This is a genomic window from Paenalkalicoccus suaedae, from assembly GCF_006965545.2.
Taxonomy (GTDB): Bacteria; Bacillota; Bacilli; order Bacillales; family Salisediminibacteriaceae; genus Paenalkalicoccus; species Paenalkalicoccus suaedae.
This window is the reverse complement of record NZ_CP041372.2, coordinates 314,128-331,115: the sequence shown is the minus strand read 5'-3', so window position 1 is coordinate 331,115 and position 16,988 is coordinate 314,128. Positions and strand designations below refer to the sequence as shown.

14 protein-coding genes are annotated in these 16,988 nt (G+C 45.5%); 6 read left to right on the top strand and 8 right to left on the bottom strand.

Annotated elements, in window-relative coordinates:
• Window positions 1–534: 534 nt before the first annotated feature.
• Window positions 535–1,326 (bottom strand): phosphotransferase enzyme family protein, encoded by a 792-nt coding sequence (locus FLK61_RS02080; protein ID WP_176007887.1) that lies wholly within the window; start codon window positions 1,324–1,326, stop codon window positions 535–537.
• 662 nt (window positions 1,327–1,988) lie between these two features.
• Window positions 1,989–3,791, bottom strand: a complete 1,803-nt coding sequence (gene glmS, locus FLK61_RS02075; protein WP_176007886.1) for a glutamine--fructose-6-phosphate transaminase (isomerizing) — start codon at window positions 3,789–3,791, stop codon at window positions 1,989–1,991.
• A 734-nt stretch (window positions 3,792–4,525) separates the two neighbouring features.
• Here glmS and FLK61_RS02070 point away from each other — a divergent pair.
• The 4 genes from FLK61_RS02070 to FLK61_RS02055 are packed head-to-tail and all read left to right on the top strand — an operon-like array spanning window position 4,526 to window position 9,679.
• Entirely contained in the window at window positions 4,526–5,980 is a 1,455-nt protein-coding gene (locus tag FLK61_RS02070; RefSeq protein WP_176007885.1) for a PTS mannitol transporter subunit IIBC, read from the top strand.
• A 32-nt stretch (window positions 5,981–6,012) separates the two neighbouring features.
• The gene (locus FLK61_RS02065) at window positions 6,013–8,100 is read left to right on the top strand and encodes a BglG family transcription antiterminator (protein WP_176007884.1); all 2,088 of its coding nucleotides are present in this window, start codon (window positions 6,013–6,015) and stop codon (window positions 8,098–8,100) included.
• Between the two features lie 14 nt (window positions 8,101–8,114).
• On the top strand, window positions 8,115–8,555 hold the full coding sequence (locus FLK61_RS02060; RefSeq protein WP_176007883.1) for a PTS mannitol transporter subunit IIA: 441 nt from the start codon (window positions 8,115–8,117) through the stop codon (window positions 8,553–8,555).
• Entirely contained in the window at window positions 8,555–9,679 is a 1,125-nt protein-coding gene (locus FLK61_RS02055) for a mannitol-1-phosphate 5-dehydrogenase (protein WP_176007882.1), read from the top strand. Before FLK61_RS02060 ends, FLK61_RS02055 begins: the two co-directional genes overlap by 1 nt.
• Window positions 9,680–9,997: 318 nt before the next feature.
• On the opposite strand, the gene FLK61_RS02050 is transcribed toward FLK61_RS02055, so the two are convergent.
• The 6 genes from FLK61_RS02050 to FLK61_RS02025 all read right to left on the bottom strand — a co-directional run bounded on the left by FLK61_RS02050 (window position 9,998) and on the right by FLK61_RS02025 (window position 14,571).
• A complete protein-coding gene (locus FLK61_RS02050; RefSeq protein WP_176007881.1) occupies window positions 9,998–10,864 on the bottom strand; it encodes an IS3 family transposase in 867 nt (288 codons plus the stop codon).
• Window positions 10,828–11,391, bottom strand: a complete 564-nt coding sequence (locus tag FLK61_RS02045) for a helix-turn-helix domain-containing protein (RefSeq protein ID WP_176007880.1) — start codon at window positions 11,389–11,391, stop codon at window positions 10,828–10,830. Before FLK61_RS02045 ends, FLK61_RS02050 begins: the two co-directional genes overlap by 37 nt.
• Window positions 11,392–11,834: 443 nt before the next feature.
• Complete coding sequence (locus FLK61_RS02040; protein WP_176007879.1) at window positions 11,835–12,653, bottom strand: SMI1/KNR4 family protein; 819 nt, start codon at window positions 12,651–12,653, stop codon at window positions 11,835–11,837.
• Between the two features lie 4 nt (window positions 12,654–12,657).
• Window positions 12,658–13,341 (bottom strand): hypothetical protein, encoded by a 684-nt coding sequence (locus tag FLK61_RS02035; RefSeq protein ID WP_176007878.1) that lies wholly within the window; start codon window positions 13,339–13,341, stop codon window positions 12,658–12,660.
• Entirely contained in the window at window positions 13,338–14,207 is an 870-nt protein-coding gene (locus FLK61_RS02030) for an ABC transporter ATP-binding protein (protein WP_176007877.1), read from the bottom strand. Before FLK61_RS02030 ends, FLK61_RS02035 begins: the two co-directional genes overlap by 4 nt.
• A gap of 1 nt (window position 14,208) precedes the next feature.
• Window positions 14,209–14,571: a GntR family transcriptional regulator gene (locus FLK61_RS02025; RefSeq protein ID WP_176007876.1), complete on the bottom strand. Its 363-nt coding sequence runs from the start codon at window positions 14,569–14,571 to the stop codon at window positions 14,209–14,211.
• A gap of 159 nt (window positions 14,572–14,730) precedes the next feature.
• Between FLK61_RS02025 and FLK61_RS02020 the strand changes: the two genes are divergently transcribed.
• Together FLK61_RS02020 and FLK61_RS02015 are read left to right on the top strand one after the other, a co-directional pair.
• Window positions 14,731–15,171 (top strand): hypothetical protein, encoded by a 441-nt coding sequence (locus tag FLK61_RS02020; protein ID WP_176007875.1) that lies wholly within the window; start codon window positions 14,731–14,733, stop codon window positions 15,169–15,171.
• A 261-nt stretch (window positions 15,172–15,432) separates the two neighbouring features.
• A complete protein-coding gene (locus FLK61_RS02015; protein WP_176007874.1) occupies window positions 15,433–16,431 on the top strand; it encodes a serine hydrolase domain-containing protein in 999 nt (332 codons plus the stop codon).
• The last annotated feature ends 557 nt before the right edge of the window (window positions 16,432–16,988 follow it).

The following is a 16,988-nucleotide window of genomic DNA, read 5'->3' as shown; positions in this document are numbered from 1 at the left end:
ATTCCAACTACTGTAATAATAGCAAGTTTCAAGTATGACGTATACCTGGTTTTTTCCATATAGCTAAAGTTGAGGGGGGTTTTTGTGGTTACTTTTTGTTAGTGTGTTTATTAACTCGCTTAATTTGATGTAATGTGTTCACGTTCTCAGAAAGTGTGTTCAACTTCTCGGCATTTTGGTCAAAGTGCGTTCAGCTTCTTGCAAGATGCGTCCAACTTCCACCTTGCACGGTCGCTCCCGTCCACACTGAATGAACAGTCCACCACAAATGGACCCATCGGTTGCTCCACTGCCACTTATCAAAGCCCCCACGTGGTGGTAGCACATGGCAATCGAGGATTTTGCCTCGGTGTGTTTGGTAAGTCTTACTTTTTCTCGTTTTGTGTTTGATAACTCGGTTTCTGTGTTTGGTTTCTCGTCTATTTCCGCGTTTCGTGTTTGGTAACTCGCATTCTGTGTTTGGTTTCTCCCCAACAAAAAAACACGCGACCCCGGATCAATCCGATGGTCCCGTGCTATTACTATCTTGCTCTGTCACACCCACTCTGTCCCATGCTCCCGAATAAACGCAATGTCCTTCTGATAATGCTCATCGTGCCTTTCTTCGATCATCTTTTGAAAGGCAGCATCTCCCTCATCCGCCTTCCTCCTCATCGTGGCACAAAGACCCGCAAGCCTTAGCATCACCATCTCTATTAAACCTTCTTTCAACTCTTCCATCCCATACGAGTCAAAGAATACCTGCACTTTTCGCCTAATCCGCCCTGCATCTTTTGACGGCTCATAAAGTATCGTTTCGCCATTTTCCGTATGCCAATGTCTGCTTAAAGGCACGCAAGTATATAGTGCATACGCGATATCCCAAAGCCGCGGTCCAGGAGCAACAACATCAAAATCGATAATTCCTGCCGGCTTTTTATTGTGGAAAATAAGGTTATAAACCGCAAAATCATTGTGGCATAGCACCTCGAATGGAGGAGGTGTGTGATCAATAGGCTCCCAACCCTCTTCAATCGGAAAATCACTCATCGCATCATGATAACGACGAAGCATTTTCGCAATTTCTGCTAGGTTATCATCCGACCACATATACGATTTTAACGGATAATTACCGGCTTCCCCATCAATAAACGACAGTATTTCTCTATTTTGATCATCAATGCCTAAAAACTTCGGTGCGTAGGGAAAGCCCTTCTTTTCTAAATGCGTTAAAACGCTATGAATTCTAGAACTATTCTCCTTCAAATCACGCCTGACTGTATCTCCTACACGATAGACATTCGATACGTTCCCGCCTGATAATTCCTCTTCACGATGGTCCTTCATATAACACTCTCCTCTTTCAGGCTCTTTTCACCCTATTATACAGATTCCTGATCAAGTGATAGTGATGATTATTAACATATGATTCCAGATCAACAAAAATATTTTTCAACTCATACACAAAGGTCATGTTAAGGTAACTAGAGAATATCTAGCTATGACAGCGTGAGTGAATTCATCTGAAGAGCTGTAATCTAGTTGAAGCTGTTTGAAGAAGTGGAGCACCCTTAATGGGTGCTTTTTTTGATGATTGCGTGTCACTTCTTTGCACTTTGGTAGAATTGCGCGTCGCTTCTAGCAAATTGCGTTTCCTCTCTAAATCTAGTAGCTCTTCTGTCTCTACTCCGTGCACAGTCCACCACAAAAGGACCTTTGATTGCTAAATTGCCAGTTATCGAAGCCCTCACGCGGCGGCAGCACATGGCAATCGAGGTTTTTACTGAGGTGTGTTTGGTAAGTCTTACTTTTTCTCGTTATGTGTTTGGTAACTCGGTTTCTGTGTTTGGCTTCTCATCTTTTTCCGCGTTTCGTGTTTGGTAACTCGCATTCTGAGTTTGGTTTCTCCAAATCCCCCCAAAAACAAAAAAGCACGAGACCCCCGAATCGAAATCCGGTTGTCTCGTGCTCATTTATTTCATCATTAACGTTTTCCCAAATCTAAATCCCTACTCTACCGTCACACTCTTCGCCAGGTTACGTGGCTTGTCGACATCACAGCCGCGGTGTAGCGCTGCGTAGTAAGAGATTAGCTGAAGTGGGATGACACTCACTAGTGGTGTGAGGTATTCGTGTACGTGTGGTAGCACGATTGTGTCTTCCTCATCTTCCCAGCCTTCCATACTGATCATACATGGAGATGCTCCGCGGGCAACAACTTCTTTCATGTTACCGCGAATGTTTAGGTTCACGTTCTTTTGCGTCGCAAGACCGATTACTGGCGTGCCGTCTTCGATCAATGCGATTGTACCGTGCTTAAGCTCTCCGCCAGCAAATCCTTCTGCTTGGATGTAAGAGATTTCCTTAAGCTTTAGCGCGCCTTCTAGACATACGTGGTAGTCCATAGAGCGGCCGATGAAGAAAGCGTTGCGAGACACACTCATGAAGTCGCGTGCGATTTGCTCCATTTCTTCCTTCTTGTTTGTGAAGATTTCCATTGCGTTCGCAACAATTGCGAGCTCTTGTAAAGGATCGAAATCGATCTCCACATTTGCCGCACGTGCAGCGTCTACAGCTAGGATAGCAAATACTGCCATTTGTGCTGTATAAGCTTTCGTTGATGCTACTGCAATTTCAGGTCCTGCATATGTGTGAAGCGTGTAATCCGCTTCACGAGAAAGCGTCGAACCAGGTACGTTTGTGATTGTTAGTGCCTTGAAGCCTTGCTCCTTCACGTTAACAAGCACGCCGCGTAGATCTGCTGTCTCTCCGCTTTGAGAAATAAAGATAAAGAGTGGTTTTTTGCTTAATAAAGGCATGTTGTAGAGGAATTCACTCGCAATATGCGTCTCTACAGGGATACCTGCGATTTTTTCGATTAATTCTTTCCCAACAAGACCAGCGTGATAGCTCGTACCTGCTGCGATAATATAAATACGATCTGCATCCGTTACAGCCTGACGAATGTTTTCGTCTAGCTTAATGCTATCGTTCTCATCCTGGTACTTCGAGATGATGTTACGAATAACAAATGGTTGCTCGTCGATTTCTTTTAGCATGTAGTGAGGGTACGTACCCTTTTCGATGTCTGTAGAGTCTAGCTCTGCGATGTACGTGTCGCGGGAAACTTCTTCGCCGTCTAACGTTTTTACTGTAACGCTCTCGCTTGTTACAACAACGATTTCTTTGTCCATGATTTCCATGAACTCGTTCGTTACTTGTAGCATCGCCATTGCGTCACTCGCAATTACGTTCACGCCTTCATTAACACCGATTAAGAGTGGGCTTTTGTTTTTACCTACGTAGATCGTTTCACGGTCTTCTTCGTCAATTAACGCTGTTGCGTAAGAGCCTTCTAATAGGCTTAAAGTTTGACGGAAAGCTTCTTCTGTTTGAAGGCCTTCTGCAACAAATTTGTCTACTAGCTGTACGATAATTTCCGTGTCCGTGTCACTCACCATTGTCACATCAGCAAGATGCGCACGGCGAAGTTGCTCGTAGTTCTCGATAACGCCGTTGTGTACAATCGTAAAACGTGATGTTTTACTTTGGTGAGGGTGAGCGTTTACTTGGCTTGGTACACCGTGAGTTGCCCAACGTGTGTGTCCAATTCCAACTACTGCTGCCTCATCATGATCGACAACGTCGCGAAGCGCTGCAATGCGCCCCTTTTCTTTATATACGTGTACGCCTTCTGCGTTCGCAATTGCAATCCCTGCAGAGTCATAGCCACGATACTCGAGCTTTTCAAGCCCACGTAGTAAAATTTCTTTCGCATCCTCAGTTCCGATATATCCAACAATTCCGCACATAATTCATTTCCTCCCGAAGTAGTGGGGTCAGAAATGCACCATAAATTTGGGGCACTCCTGCCCCACTCTTTATCATTTTTAGTATGTGCTAGTGGTCCGGTCTTTGTGCAGAGAGTCGCCTCTCTGATTTAGACCTTCCCTTCACGGCCGTAGCAAATTCTCAGCCGGGAGGCATCCGCCGAATCTCTCGATAACCTCCGTCCTCGTCAACTGCAACACCTGCAGTCCTGGCGCTTGTTGTTGCTCCTGTCTCCTCACAATCCTCCTATCTATATCTGAATCAAGGCTTATCATACCCTTTTTGCGAAAATACGTCAAATGTATTCTACAATAATTTGGAATTTCCGACACCGTAAGCCCGTTAGTAAAGTAGGTACATAATGGGGAGCCTACCAAGATAGCCTTTCCCAATTTATATCTCCTATAAACACATTTCGACGTCAGTGTCGAATTTATGAGTGTTCGCTGTGAAGGATTTTTTCGCTTTCTTTATTCATCTCGCTACCTTCTCCACCGTCTAGCTCTATCGACCTCATACGTTCTTAAATCGTTCACAGATATTGGCGCATTCTTCCTACTTTCTTCTATATATAATCACCAACTACAAAAATGTCACTAGTCTTTGTGACTAAATTACGTTTTCCTTTTGTTGTATCAGTAGTGTAAGCGTTCTACTATTAGCACATAAGCACTTTTATTTTTTTACTCAAACTTTCTTATAGGAGGGAAAACGAATGGCAAAGGAAAAGAAAAATTTTCGCACAGGCATTCAACGGTTTGGTAGCTTTTTAAGTAGTATGATCATGCCAAACATTGGAGCCTTTATTGCATGGGGGTTAATTACCGCCCTATTTATTGAGGTAGGTTGGACTCCAAACGCAGAACTCGCTCAGCTCGTTGGTCCAATGATCACGTATCTATTACCACTCTTAATCGCCTACACAGGTGGTAGCATCATCCACGGCGGACGCGGTGGTGTCGTTGGTGCCACAGCAGCGATGGGGGTTATCGTTGGTTCTGAAGATCCAATGTTTATCGGTGCAATGATTATGGGTCCACTTGGTGGTTACCTGATCAAGCAAATTGACCGTGTTCTTGACGGTCGCATCAAGCCTGGATTTGAAATGCTCATTAACAACTTCACATCTGGATTACTCGCTTTAGGTCTAACTATTATTGCTTTCTTAGGTATTGGACCAGTTGTTTACGGATTAACAGAAGCGCTTGGCGCTGGGGTAGACTTTATTGTTGGTCTTGGACTACTTCCTTTAGTATCGATCCTAGTTGAACCAGCTAAAGTTCTTTTCTTAAATAACGCCATTAACCACGGTGTACTAGCACCGATCGCATTAAACCAAGCAGCTGATGTCGGTAAGTCGATCATCTTTATGGTTGAGACAAACCCAGGACCTGGTCTTGGTATCCTGCTTGCGTACATGGTATTTGGTCGCGGTAGCGCAAAGCGTACTGCTCCTGGTGCTGCTATCATTCACTTTGTCGGGGGGATTCACGAGATTTACTTCCCGTACATCTTAATGAAGCCAGCACTGATTGTCGCAGCCATTGCGGGTGGTATGACAGGTATCTTTACATTTAGCCTCTTTAACGTCGGTCTTGTATCGACACCAGCTCCTGGTAGTATTATTGCCTACATGGCGGTAACACCTCCTGGAGACCACTTAGGCGTACTTGCCGGTGTATTTGCAGCAACAATTGTTTCCTTCTTAGTAGCAAGTGTTATTTTGAAATCGTCGAAGGGTAATGAAGAAGACGAGGACGTAAACGAAGCAGTTGCGAAAATGGAATCAATGAAAGGGAAGAAATCTAGCGTTTCTTCTAGCTTCCAAAGCGCAGAAGGCTCGACAAACGCAGAGTCTACAGATGGACCACCAGCAACACCTACAAAGAGTGCATCTGATATTAATAAGATTATCTTCGCCTGCGATGCCGGTATGGGATCAAGTGCGATGGGTGCATCGATCTTAAAGAACAAAGTGAAAAAAGCTGGCGTAGATGTTTTTGTTACAAACACGTCGATTACAAATATTCCGGATGACGCGGACGTTGTCATCACGCATAAAGACTTAACGCCACGAGCAAAAGAGAAGATTGCAACTGCTGAGCACATCTCAGTAGAGAATTTCCTTAACAGCCCAGAATACGATAAGCTCGTTGATCGTTTTAAGTAAGACGAATCTAAACGGAAGGGAGGGGAGTAAACGTGTATGTATCTGCTCGCGATCGCCAGCTACTTGATGAGCTACTGACACATCAAGACGGAGTGACAGTAAAGCAAATCGCCACCGCTCTTCATGTTAGTGAGCGCACGATCCTAAGAGATTTACAAACGCTTGACTCCCTTCTTCAGCCGTATGAGCTCGTGCTCGAAAAACAGGCTGGAAAAGGTGTAAAGCTTAGTGGCGCGCCGCTTCAGCTTCAGCAGTTTGAAGCAGACCTTCATAAAGCGAGACAATTTGATTTTTTACCGGAGCAGCGTGAGCTACTACTCACCTATAAGCTACTCACGGCAACAGAGCCAATGAAACTGCAGGCTTTAGCAACGGAGCTTCATATCACTGTCTCTACAGTCAGCAGCGACCTGGATAAGGTCGCTAGTTGGCTTTCTGAGTTTAGGCTGTCACTCGTAAGACGACGTGGCTATGGTGTGCAGGTGACAGGGAGTGAGACGAGCATTCGCCAAGCGATTCGCTCGCTTCTTTCTGACCATATCGATGAGACTGAGCTCCTGCGTTTTATCCGCCGTCACTCGACGGAAGCACCGGAGACAAACACCGAATCGATCTCCGCGCAACTACTTGGGTATATGAAAACAGAACGGATCGCAAAGGTCGAGAGCGCCGTGGAGAAGTTAAACCAGTCCCTCTCCTCCCCCATTGCCGATTCGTCCTATATTGCCCTCGTCGTACACTTAGCACTTGCCATGGAGCGCATTATTCAAGGCGAGCGCATTGAGATGAAGCCACACCTTCTTCGTCAGCTTGGCGAAACGAAGGAATTCTCTCTCGCCTCGGATTTAGCGCGTGAGCTTGAGACAGTATTCAACGTGGAGATCCCGCCATCCGAGATCGGCTACATTACGATGCACTTACGAGGCGCGAAGCTACGAGAGCGTATTGAAGGCTTCTCGGAGGAAGAGGTCGATTTATCTCTCTTAGCAAAACGACTAATTAGACACGTAAGTGGCCGCTACGGCAAGGATTTCACCGGAGACCGCTCGCTTGAGCAAGGGCTACTGGCGCACTTAAGCCCCGCCCTTTATCGGATGAAACAAGAGATGCGCATACACAATCCGCTTCTTCCTACAATTCGGCAAAAGTACGAGAAGCTTTTTACGATAGTAGGTTCAAGCTTTCGACAAATCGTTCGCGACCTCCACGTACCAGATGATGAAGTTGGCTTTCTCGTTCTTCATTTTGGCTCGATGCTCGAGCGCAAGGAGCGCGAGGTTGCCTATCACGCATATGTGATTTGTTCAAGCGGAATCGGCTCTTCTAAAATGATTGCGAGCCGCCTGCAAAATGAGTTTCCAAGTATCAAGAGCGTGAGTCACCTCTCGCTTTTTGATCTAGATGATACAGAAGTCGCTCCAGAGGATTTGGTGATTAGTACGATCCCCCTTCTCGATAAAGACGTGGACTATATTCAAGTCAATCCGTTTTTAAATGAGCAGGATATTGCGACGATTGAGCAATACATGGGTAAGCGTAGTGTTACTGCTACATTAACGAAAGAAAAGCCCCGTAAAAGGGTGCAAACGAAGTCTTCTACCGATCAGTTGCTCTCGCTTCACTCTTCGTTAGGGATTGCGACACGTTTACTTCAGCACGTAGAGGTTATATATGAAGAGACGGCAACAGATCTTTGGGACGGGGTGTTGAACGTGATGATGTGCATCCAGCAAAAGGGATTAATTACTGATGCACGGAGCGTTACATCCCGGTTAAAAGAACGAGAAGAGCTGTCTGGCGTTGCGATTCCGGGGTCCAAGGTTGCCTTGTTCCACACGCGCAGCGATGCAGTAACAGAGCCGATGTTTATCCTATATGATCGTCGGGATGAGGCTATTCTTGCGGCAATGGATGGCGGGAGTGCGCGAGTATCTCGGATTTTGCTGATGCTTGGGCCTGCGTCGATGTCGGAGGAGGAGTCGCTTGTGCTGAGCTCGATTAGTGGGATGATTGTGCAGGACGATGAGAGTCTTGCTACCTTCGAGAGTGAATCGGAGGAAACTATTAAAGCGTTTATGAGTAGAGAATTCCTCGAATATTTTCGAGATCATATTTCATGAAGGAGATGGTTTACATGACAAAAGCAGTTTTACCAGAGGAGAATATTAAGCTTCAGGCGTCGATTTCATCGAAGGAGGATGCGATTAAAACGGCTGGTCAAGTGCTTGTAGATGGTGGCTATACGGACGCATCGTATGTCGAAAAAATGTTTGAGCGTGAAGAAATTAGTTCGACGTTTATGGGTAACTTTGTGGCGATTCCACACGGCACGGACGATGCGAAAAAGCACGTGCATCATTCTGGTATCTCCATTATCCAAGTACCTGAGGGTGTCGATTTTGGTGGCGGCAATATCGTGAAGCTTGTATTTGGTATCGCGGGTAAAGGTGACGAGCATTTAGAGATGCTGTCTAAGATTGCGATCATTTGCTCGGAGGAAGAAAATATTGAGCGCATGGTACAAGCTAGTTCGAAAGAGGAGCTATTGGCTATTTTTGACGAGGTGAGTGAATAATGCTTGCGGTTCACTTTGGTGCTGGTAATATCGGTCGCGGTTTTATCGGTCATATTTTAGCGGACGCCGGCTTTGAGGTTGTGTTTGCGGATATTAATAACGAGATTATTGATGCGCTTAAGGCGGCTGACTCCTACACGGTGCACTACGCTGAGGAGGCAAAGCGTTCGTTTGATGTGACGGGCTTCCGTGCGCTGCATTCTGCGGATGAGCGCGAGGAGCTTGTGAGTGAGATTGCATCTGCAGACATGATTACGACGGCTGTTGGCGCGACGATCTTAAAGCACATTGCGCCTACGATCGTGGACGGGCTGCGTGCTCGTCGTGATTCGGCTCAACCCCTCTTCGTGATTGCGTGTGAAAATGCGGTGAACGGGACGGACATTCTGCGTGCCGAAGTAGAGGCGTTGCTTTCTACAGAAGAGCAGGAGGAATTGCTTCGTTACGTGAGCTTTTTAAATGCTGGCGTAGACCGCATCGTGCCAATCCAGTCGCTTGAGAAGAAGGTCGATGTCTTAGTGGAGCCTTTCCACGAGTGGACGGTGGATGTATCTGGCGCGAAGTCAGAGGTGCCTTCGATTGAGGGGATTCACTTTGTTGAGGAGTTAGCTCCGTTCATCGAGCGTAAGCTGTTTACAGTTAACACGGGTCACGCGGCTGCTGCTTATCACGGCTACCTTGCTGGTCATGAGACGGTACAGCAGGCGATGCAGGATGCGAAGGTGCGCGCGGCGATTGAGGCGGCATTAGCTGACACATCTGCGCTTCTCACCCTCAAGCATGGCTTCGATGCAGCTGAGCATCAGGAGTACGTTCAAACGATTTTATCTCGTTTTGAAAATACTCATTTAACCGATGAGATCACACGCGTTGCTCGTCAGCCGATCAAAAAGCTTGGGTCTAAAGAGCGCCTCGTAAGTCCGGCGCTTCAGCTGGTCGAAATCGGCAAAGAGCCAACGGGACTCTCGTCTGTTATCGGTGCAGTACTTCACTACGACGTCTCGTCTGATGAAGAAGCGGTGAAGTTGCAGGAGATGATTCAGGCAGAGGGTAAGGCGGAAGCTTTTGCTTCTGTTGCTGGGTTAACGGTTGATCACAAGCTAGTGAAAGATGCTACGAAGTGATTGAGTGCTGACTAGTTTACTTGCCGCTTTCTCAGCTCTTCGAGCTGAAATTACCTAAGTGCTGACTAGTTTAAATCTGCTCTACGAGCTGTCAGCCCTCCAGACACTCTACGACATCCATATGGTCAGCGTCTGAGCCTACTCGTCAGGCAAGTTCGGCCTTCCTGTGTGGTCTCAGCCCCTGCCTATTCCTATGGATTGTCTCCGAATGTCCTTCGGGTCTGCCAGCTCTGCGTTTGATTTAAAAAGTGCGTGAAAACGGTATATAAAAAGAGCAGTCCGGTGATGGGTGGCTACCCCTAAAAGTTAGAGTTTTTATTATGCAGCTAATTGGCTGGTTTGTGTTCGGTATTCGACTGGACTAAAACCAGCCAATTTTTCTTTTGATCGTATATGGTTGTACCAGTAAATATATTCTTCAATCTGCCTTTTTAATTCTTCGTAGCTCACTAATTTTTCTCCATAATACATTTCTTGTTTTAATATACCAAAGAAATTCTCTATTGAAGCATTGTCTGCGCAGGTTGCTTTACGTGACATGCTTTGAAATACTTTATTTTCTTTTAATGTCCTCACCCATTGGTTGTGCTGATAATGCCAGCCTTGATCGGAGTGGATAGTCGTACGATAGGTTGCCTGAGCTCCTAGTACTTCTATTGTTTTTTTTAAAGGTTCCATGACAAGATCTAATGTTGGACGTTTCTTGATACCAAACGCGATAATTTCCCCATTGTAAAGATCAAGGAGTGGATTTAAGTACAATTTCTCTTCTCCTAGACATTTGAATTCTGTAATGTCGGTTACTAATTTCTGAAAAGGAATAGGCGTGCTAAATCGGCGGGACAGTCGATTCTTCGCTACCTTTCCAACCTTACCCTTATAAGAATTGTATCTACGAGACTTCCTCATAAACTTTACGCATTTTAACCCTAATTCCCTCATAAGTCGATACACTTTTTTGTGATTAATACACCAGGCTGATTTCTTTAATTCCTTGGTAATGCGTTTATAACCATAACGTTCATGAAACGCCTTAAACAGCTCAGTAATGACTTCTTTTAGTTCTCTATCCGGATCTTCTTTCCCAAAGTTTTTCACATGATAGTGGTAGGTTGATTCTGGAATACCTACAATAACTAGAATATCTTTTAATCGGTATCCTTCTTCTTTGAGTTCGAACGCCACTGTTGCTTGTGCTTTTCGTGGAAGGCATTCGGATTCTCTCGAAAAGCTCTCAACTTTTTTAGGTAGGCATTTTCTAGCCGCAACAGTTCATTCTCGCGTTCTAGTTCGTCTTCACGTGTTAACTTCTTCTCTTCTTTTCCCTTTGATTTATTACTGTTTTTAGACATAGAAGGTCGCTCCTTTGATCTTGGTTTCAGGCCTCCTAATCCTTGTTCATTAAATGTTTTCATCCAACTGTAAATTAAAGCAGGATTATTTAATCTAAATTGTTCAGCAGTTTCCTGAAAAGAAGCACCTGTCTCAAGCATAAATTGTATCGTATCCACTTTAAATTGAACAGAGTACGCCTCATTCGTTCTTCTTCGTTTTAATCCTTCAACCCCTTGCGTTTTATAGGATCTTACCCAATTTTGTAGTGGAGTTCGAGAGGGCATATTATACTTTTTAGCTAATAATTTATACCCGAGATTTCCATTCAAATATTCGCTAACAAGTTTCATTTTAAATTCTTCACTATATTTGGCCATAAAAACACCCCCGAAAGTTAGATTATCTACTCTAACTTTCGGGGGTCGGTACCGATGGGACTGCTCTTTTTGGGTAGGTCTGGTTGGGAGTTGGTGCGCGACATGATTGCGTGTCGTTTCACGATGTTATTGGAAGATTGTGTGTCACTTCTCAGGAATTGCACGTCAGTTCTCTTGGATTTCCGCAAATTGCGCGTCACTTCTCCCAAATTGCAAGTCACTTCCTAAATCAACGCCGTAGCGCGTCCGCACGGAGTGGACAGTCCTTACATTAGAGACTTTATTGAACCAACTGCCAGCCTTCGAAGACCCCACCTGGTCGTAGCACGGGGCAACATGCAATCTGCAACTGCGACTACTGAATCTTTTACTTCTGCTACACTTTCATTAGAGCTATTTACACACCCTATTAAATACAGTACATCAGCAGCAAAAAGCCTCTATCAAGATTCCTTATCTTGTTCCCCTCTTTCCTCCCGTGCTATGTTTTCTTCCATTAGTGTCAACCAATGTCTCACGTCAGGATTGGTGTGGTCGAGTTGTTCAGCTATTCGCCTTAAGTGCTCTCGGTCAGCATCTAAATACAGATCGCTAATGACGAAAAGTGATTCCGCTACCAAGTCTTGAAAATGTGTACCACACGTTTGTGCTAGCTTTTCTAGTTGTCCAAGCCACCACGAGGTACTAACTGTGTGGTAGTTAAAAAAGTGAATCAAGGGGAATGCCGTTTCAATATCCTTCTCTTTTAAAATCTCTTCGGCCTGCGTTTCTGTCCAAGAGTAGTGGTCGTCTTCGAGTTCTTCATCGTCGTATTCGTGCACATAGAGGCGGCTGACGAAGTCCTTAAAGCTGCCTGCGATGATGAAGTCTTGCTCTGATTCGACGTCGATGTAGGATATGTGTGGCTCTTGGCCTGGCGTTCGATAATCGAGTACGATCCATGCGTGGCCAGTTCCTGTTAGCAGGAGAACGTCCTCCGGTAGTCCCCACTCCTTGATGAAGTAGGGAGAGTCTAGGATACCTTCGTTTTTGCCGATGCCGTAAATGAATTCGACGTTGACGTGATCCTCCGCCCACTCTGTCGGCTGGCCGGTGCGTATCGCATTAAAGCGTGTCACACCACCGTTTTTCTCGAGGATCTGGGCGATATATTCGTGTGGAAACGATCGTTGAATCGTCTGCTCGACTTGCTTAATTTCTTCTAACGTAATAGGAGCTAATGTAAAAGGATCCTCGCTACGTTTGTCCCAAATTGCTTGCATACGATCACCTCAAGGAAGCTTTTAGAATCATTTGCTTACTGATGATGATACAGGAAATTGCTGTAATAATAAATACGAGTAGGCTTACGAGAATTTCTCCACTCTGAATGGTTGTGAGCCATTGGAATACACGCTCGTGTACGGCTGGGATAGGCATGGATACGACAACGATGGCTCCAGCTAGGTACATAGGTAGCTTGCCGAATCGAACGTACAGTACTGCAAATAGTACCATGATGCTTCCGATAACCATGCTCACGATAAGGTCTAATAGAAGGGAATGAAAAATGGTCAGCGAGTCGCCGGTTGCCCAATTAATGAGGATAATCGGTTGAATCGCCTCTATGTTGGTCGCTAAGAAGCTAAATAACTCTGTGAAAATAAAGTGTAGCCCTGTCATTAGTATCGATAAGCCAGCTACTAAAATGGCTGCTGCGACGATGAGTTGCTGTCTGCTCGCTCCGAGCTTTAATACGTAAGGGAGGTCACTACTCACAGCTTTAAAGCTATAGATGGCGATCCATACGATTGCTGGTACAAAGCTTACAAAGAAGAATTCTTCGATAGCCCCAAGTGTTGCCACGATGTAAGAAATAATGAGAATGAGTAGCCAGATCGACCAAAAAATGCGCAACGACTTTCCTACCTCGTTTAATTGAACACGTAAGATGGATTGGTAGATATTCATTGGACTTCCTCCTTCAAGCTATCTGTAAAATGAATGTAGAAATCCTGTAGAGAAACAGGCTCTTCTTGAAGCTCAGGTGAAGGAGTTGGTGTCTCTCCTTCTGAGAACATCACGATCGCAGTTGTTTCCTCAAAAAAGTCAGAGATGTGTAGCAGTTGGCCGAGCTTCGCATAGGCACGAACGGCTTGCTCCTCGCCACGCACGCGTTTTACTCGCTCATGTAGCGAGCTAATTTTTTCTTCGAACACCTTCCTTCCCGACTTCAGCATACAAACTGACTCAAACAGATTCTCGGTCTCGTCTATAAAATGGGTAGAAAATAGAATGGTGCGCGGATGCTCCATATAGTCCTCTAAAAGCACTTGGTAAATTTGCTTGCGCGCTCCTGCATCCATGCCGATATACGGCTCATCAAAGATCGTTAGTGGCGCACGGCTTGCGATCCCGATCGACATATTTAACGCAGATGCCATCCCTTTGGAGAGCTGATTTAATTTGCGTTTTTTAGGTAGCTGGAATCGTTCTAGCAACGCTTCTATCAAATCCTGTTTCCAGTTTGGATAGAATGGCTGGACAATCTTCACGACCTCTCCGACCGTTAAAGTAGGCTTAAAATTATCACTTTCTTGGATGAAACAAATGTTGGAGAGTACTTGCTCGTTCTCAATTGGCGATTCGCCATGCACGTTCACTGTCCCACTATCGACTAATGTTAATCCGGCAAGAATTTGCATCATCGTTGTTTTACCAGCGCCGTTCGGCCCGAGCACCGCATAGATTCCAGGTGACTCCACCTGCCAGCTAAAATCTTTTAAGATGGGCTCTCCTTTGACTGTCTTCGTTACGTTTTCGCATGAAATGATCATCCTATTCGCCTCCATCAATCATGTTTTTAATCTCGTCCTTTGAGACATCAATCTGCTTTGCCTCGTCAAGCATTGGTAAGACGTACTTTTCGTAAAAGAGCTGTTGCCTCTCTCCGATTAATTTTTCGCGTGCTCCTTCTGCTACAAACATGCCGACACCTCGCTTTTTATACAAAATTCCTCGATCCACGAGCATATTAATTCCCTTCGCCGCAGTCGCAGGGTTAATTTGATAGTGCTTTGCAAACTGATTTGTACTTGGTACTTGATCGTCCGTTTTTAGCTTCCCGCTAACAATGTTGTCAGAGATTCGCTTTTCCACTTGATGAAAAATCGGACTGCCCTCTTGAAATGATTCACTCATTGGCAACCTCCTTTGTTCATTACTTATGTAACTAACCCTATAACTAATAATTGGATTTGTCAAATAGATTTTTTAGCTTCGTGTGTTTTTGTTATGTAACTGGATATTGATTTCCACGTCTAAGTAGGTAAGAAACAAATGATTCTGGAGGTGATTGGTATGGGTAAGGGCTTACTATTTGTGGCGTTGATCTTCGTAGTTGGATGTCAGAATTCGAGCGAAGAGAGTGACGTTGTTTCTGAAGAAGAGCTAGTAGAGGCTCATGCGTTGGAGGTAAATGAAGGTGCACTGATGATGACGGTTAGCGATGCGTATGAGGAATTCGCTAATGAAAATGGCTATGCCTTCGACGATTATTGGCCTACGATTGCGAGCGAGCTGGACGATGTGGCTATCTCGAGTGAAAGTGGCGAAACTCTCTCGGTGGAGGAGCTTGGAGAAATGGTGGAGGCTGCTGGAGATGACTTGGTACACATTTTAACCGACCTTGATATAGCTGCGTTCTTTTATCGACATGTGAGCGAAGAGCCGTTAGAGGAGGATGAGTTTGGTAATGTGGTCATGGAGATTAGCACGATTGTGGTGGCGGAGGAAGAGTGAGGATAGGCGCCCCGGGCGATTCGCTTCACTTCCACCAAATTACACGTCATATCCCAGCCTCTCTCACTTTGCAGGACCTTTTCACAGTTTCCCCCACAATAATAATCTGATTATTGCGACACTAAAGCACATCTTGCTATACTAGATGCAGAATAGGAGGAGATCGCTATGATTCGCTATCAAATGTGAAAAGGCTAACTGAATGTGTAGCTATAGTGCGAGCTAATAAAACAACTTACACACATTCAGGAGGACGATTATATGGATTGGAATCAGTTAAACAATGAAGGCTTCTCAGGAACGGTACATGTATCACGGTGTGGAAAAGAGCTATATTCGAAAGGATTCGGCTACGCGCAGCGAGCGGAACGCACACTAAATCGAGCGTCTACTCGATTTTCTATCGCGTCTGGTAGTAAAATCTTTACGGCGGTGGCAATTTGTCAGTTGGTGGAGAGCGGCAAGCTCACGTTTGAGACGCGCCTCACCGAGTATCTGGATATTCCTTTTCCCCATTTCGATGAGGAGATCACGCTCCATCATTTGCTTACGCATACGGCGATGGTGCCTGATTATTTTAACGAAGAGGTGATGGACGACTTTGCCGAGCTGTGGGAGCAGGTGCCAATGTATCACGTGCGCCGTCCGAAGGATTTTTTGCCACTATTTCAGCATGAGCCAATGCAAGGTAAGCCTGGTAGCACCTTTGCCTACAACAACTCCGGCTACGTTTTGCTCGGGCTTGTGATCGAACAGGCGAGTGACATTCCTTTTACTGATTATGTGGAAAAGCATGTGTTTACACCTGCAGGCATGACGCGCTCCGGCTACTTTGAGGCAGATGATTTACCTAGCGAAGTTGCCACAGGCTACGTGGAGCAACCAGATGGTCGATTTACCTCCAACATTTTTTCTCTCCCAGCAAAGGGCGGTCCTGACGGTGGCGCCTATGTAACGGCGGGAGATATCGCGCTGTTTTGGGAGGCGCTTCTAGATGGTAAACTACTATCCGCACGTATGACGGAGACACTCATGACACCTCACGTCCAAGTCGATGACGACGTGTTTTATGGCTACGGTGGCTATATGGTCGTTGCGGACGGCCGCGCCCAGACTATGATTCAGATGGGCTACGACCCCGGCGTCAACTACCGCGCCACCTTCACCCCAAGCAACAGACAGACAATCGTCGTCTGCTCCAATCATTCCGAAGGCGCGTATGAGATGCTTAAGGAGATCGAGGCTATGTTAGAAAAATAGGTGAACCCTGCCCCCCAGCGAGCTGGGGGTTTTTAAGTAAGCAAAACTTCTACTTGTTGAATCTTTGTGTAGTATGTAAGATGGTTCATTCTTTTTCTATACGGTTCATAAATTTTGAGTACCGTTCATTCTTTCTCCATACGGTTCATAAAATCTGTACACCGTTCATTCTCCCTCCCTATAGTTCACCCCCACCCTAAAACGACTACTTCAATTGCTAAAGTGCCACTTATCCAAGTAGCAATCCATGTAAAACGGATGCTATCTCCCCTACACGAAGCTAAACTTCCCTATATACCTCTTCAACTGAAGCATCAATAATGGCATTTGGTTCACTAGCACGCAGAGCTGGCAGACCCGGAGGACATCCGAAGACAATCCATAGGAATAGGCAGGGGATGAGACCACGCAGGAAGGCTGCCCTTGCCTGACGAGTAGGCTCAGACACTGACCCTATGGATGTCGCAGGGTGTCCATAGGGCTGACAGCTCGAAGAGGTATTGTTAAAACTAAGTTTGCATTTTATAAACCTAGCTCGAAGAGCTGCTCTATCCTAG

Excerpts from the sequence above, each read along its gene's own strand:
- FLK61_RS02080 (WP_176007887.1), bottom strand. The coding sequence starts at position 1,326 with ATGAAGGACCATCGTGAAGAGGAATTATCAGGCGGGAACGTATCGAAT.
- glmS (WP_176007886.1), bottom strand. The coding sequence starts at position 3,791 with ATGTGCGGAATTGTTGGATATATCGGAACTGAGGATGCGAAAGAAATT.
- FLK61_RS02070 (WP_176007885.1), top strand. The coding sequence starts at position 4,526 with ATGGCAAAGGAAAAGAAAAATTTTCGCACAGGCATTCAACGGTTTGGT.
- FLK61_RS02060 (WP_176007883.1), top strand. The coding sequence starts at position 8,115 with ATGACAAAAGCAGTTTTACCAGAGGAGAATATTAAGCTTCAGGCGTCG.
- FLK61_RS02055 (WP_176007882.1), top strand. The coding sequence starts at position 8,555 with ATGCTTGCGGTTCACTTTGGTGCTGGTAATATCGGTCGCGGTTTTATC.
- FLK61_RS02045 (WP_176007880.1), bottom strand. The coding sequence starts at position 11,391 with ATGGCCAAATATAGTGAAGAATTTAAAATGAAACTTGTTAGCGAATAT.
- FLK61_RS02040 (WP_176007879.1), bottom strand. The coding sequence starts at position 12,653 with ATGCAAGCAATTTGGGACAAACGTAGCGAGGATCCTTTTACATTAGCT.
- FLK61_RS02035 (WP_176007878.1), bottom strand. The coding sequence starts at position 13,341 with ATGAATATCTACCAATCCATCTTACGTGTTCAATTAAACGAGGTAGGA.
- FLK61_RS02030 (WP_176007877.1), bottom strand. The coding sequence starts at position 14,207 with ATGATCATTTCATGCGAAAACGTAACGAAGACAGTCAAAGGAGAGCCC.
- FLK61_RS02025 (WP_176007876.1), bottom strand. The coding sequence starts at position 14,571 with ATGAGTGAATCATTTCAAGAGGGCAGTCCGATTTTTCATCAAGTGGAA.
- FLK61_RS02020 (WP_176007875.1), top strand. The coding sequence starts at position 14,731 with ATGGGTAAGGGCTTACTATTTGTGGCGTTGATCTTCGTAGTTGGATGT.
- FLK61_RS02015 (WP_176007874.1), top strand. The coding sequence starts at position 15,433 with ATGGATTGGAATCAGTTAAACAATGAAGGCTTCTCAGGAACGGTACAT.